The organism is Arsukibacterium sp., assembly GCF_041616895.1.
Taxonomy (GTDB): domain Bacteria; phylum Pseudomonadota; class Gammaproteobacteria; order Enterobacterales; family Alteromonadaceae; genus Alishewanella.
This window is the reverse complement of sequence record NZ_JBFJPY010000177.1, coordinates 1-2,863: the sequence shown is the minus strand read 5'-3', so window position 1 is coordinate 2,863 and position 2,863 is coordinate 1. Positions and strand designations below refer to the sequence as shown.

1 protein-coding gene is annotated in these 2,863 nt (G+C 47.2%); it reads right to left on the bottom strand.

What is annotated here, in order from left to right; genetic code table 11:
• Positions 1 to 159 precede the first annotated feature (159 nt).
• Positions 160 to 2,232, bottom strand: a complete 2,073-nt coding sequence (locus ABY802_RS16430) for a prolyl oligopeptidase family serine peptidase (RefSeq protein ID WP_372628197.1) — start codon at positions 2,230 to 2,232, stop codon at positions 160 to 162.
• Between the last annotated feature and the right edge of the window lie 631 nt (positions 2,233 to 2,863).

Genomic DNA, 2,863 nt, shown 5'->3' with positions numbered 1-2,863 from the left:
CTATGCCCCTAGCGTTGAAGGCGCCATTATACAAAAGCCACCCCAAAGGTAAAGCGAAAAGCTGTACTAGCGCATTCAATTGCATATAAAACGAGCACCCGTCTTTACATTATGGTTAATGTAGCATAACCCGGTAGTCAAACTACCAGGCTAAATCAGCTATTGTGATGTTTTTTTTGTACTGTCCTCGCTGACTATATTGCCTTTATTTTGTCGATATTTATCAAACCAATACAAAATATATGCAGTTTTAGTCATTAAGTTACTAGGACGACTATAAATGGCATGCGATGCCTCGGGGATCCTTACCATAGCAGTATCGACGCCCCGTAATTGCAGTGCCTGATAAAACTGCTCAGTTTCAGAGATTGGGGTACGGTGATCTGCTTCACCCGTCATCAGCATGGTGGGCGTTGTTACATTGCCAACATAACTGATTGGCGAGTATTTTAAATAGTGTTCTGGATTTTCCCACGGCATCGCAGGAAACCAATACTGGGTAAAATAGCTGTACATATCTGCATTTAATACAAAGCTAATCCAGTTAATTACCGGCTTTACCGATACGGCTGCAGCAAAACGGTCAGTATGGCCAACTATCCACGCAGTAAGCGCACCGCCACCACTACCTCCGGTAACAAATAACTGTTTTTCATCAATGAATCCTTTGGCTATTGTAGCATCGACCCCATCCATCAAATCATTATAATCCTGACTGGGATAATTATGATGAATTAAGTTGGCAAAATCTTCACCATAACTGGTGCTGCCACGTGGGTTCGTGTAAAGCACAACATAACCCTTAGCTGCCATTAACTGCAACTCCATCGCAAAGTGCGGGCCATAAGCAGTATGCGGGCCACCATGGATTTCAAGGATCAACGGGTATTTTTGGGTTGGATCAAACTCTGGTGGGTAAATAATCCAACCCTGGAGTTTTCGCTGATCAACTGAAGATTTATACCAGAACTCCTCAACCGTACCAATATGCCTGGCAAACAGCAGGTCAGAATTCAAATTGGTTAATGTACGCTTTCTCCCCTTAATAATCACTGCCAGCTCTGCTGGCTGCCGGGTACTCATCAGAGTATAAGCAATAAGACCATTATCTGCTGCGGCAAACTGGCCACCACTATATGGCCGGCCGTAAGAGCCACCACCTAAATCATCAGCTATAACGCTGCGTTTACCAGATAAACCCTGTTCAGCCAGGATTCCTTTACCTTCATTATCGTAAGCAATATAAAGTGCATTACTGTTAGGTAGCCACTGGAAATCATCAATCGACCTATCGAGATCCTCAGTTAAGTTACGGACATTGCTGCCATCAGTATTCATCACATACAACCGATTAGCCTGATGGGCTAATTTGCGATCATCAAAACCAATGTAGGCTATTTTTTTGCCATCAGGAGATAACAGTGGCCTGCTATCCGGACCATTGCGGTCGGTTAATTGTGTTAGCTTGCGGTCATCGAGTGCCAGCTTAAAAAGCTCACTGTTTAACGGTTTTGATTGCCAGTCGGGATGGCGATTCGCAGAAAAATAAACGGCTTTACTATCCTTTGCCCAGCTAATGGTACCTGAATGATTAAAATCGCCATCTGTTAACTGAATAGCGGAGCCGCCCGACGAGGGCATAATATAAATATGCTGAAATCCAGATTTGGTATAACCGGCTCCATCAACCCGATACTGTTTACTGTCGATATAAACCGCGGCTTTAGCCCAATCTGCTTTTTCTGGTTTACCAGGTAAAGTAACCGGAAGCTTAACCTGTTTGGGGGTAAACATACTAAAAGCCAACCAATTACCGTCGGGTGACCAGCTCAAATTGGCAGGGCTTTGGGTCAACTGCCCCAGCTGTGACGTGCGCCCGGTTCCCAACCATTTTAGATGAATTTGACCGTTGGCTATAAATGCCAGGCGTTTGTTGTCTGGTGCCCAGCGCGGTGAGCTGGCGTTAATATCTTTATTTGTTATAGGCTCTAGCTGCTTACCATCGGCAGAGCTTATCCAGAGCGTCATGCGCCGACGATCTGTTTGTTTATCCATCCAATTGCGGACAAATACAATCTTCTCACCACTGGCATCTGGCTGGGGATCCGATACAAATTCAAGCTCAAACACATCTTCATATTGCAGGGGTTTAGCGCCGACAGCAAAACTGTAAAGGCTAAATAAAAACGCTGCACATAAACACAGCCCGCTTGGTAACTTAGTTAAACTCATCTACATATCCATTTGTTAAAAATCATCAAATGATACTAGCCTATTTTTGCAGCGGGGAGAAAGGAATGCGGTTAAGCGGGCAGAGACAGAGATAAGCTGGCGGGGCTGGTCTTCCACGGGGCTGGCCTACCAGCGGTGTACTACATTGCTCACCCCATCCATGGGGTTCGCCGCTGCGCGGCCAGCTGAAGGTGTCCAAAAACGTTCCAAACGTTTTTGTCGCATGGGGTCGCCCTACTCTCGCATGGCGACTAAAACGCCGGGAGCGTTTTAGGACGTAGCGAAGCGACGGCCCGAAGGGCGAAACACATGGAAGTGTTTCACAATGCCACACCCCGCAGGGGCGGGGGCTGGCGTGGGAGTGTAAGTGCGCCGCAGGCGCTTCAACGCAAAAAAGCCTACCGGTTAGGGTAGGCCTTTTGCTTGAATTGGGAGCCTTCATGCCCCTCGCAGAGCTCGGGGCGTTCTGCCGGCGCCACGCCAAACTGTTGGCTTGGCGAAAGACCGGCATAACTGTACTACTCTACGAGTAGTTCACCGCCACTAAATCACAGGCAATAAAAAAGCCCCTGCTCTTTCGAGAGGGGCTGTTCTATTAATTGGGAGCCTGCGGGGCTGGCCTACCAGCGGT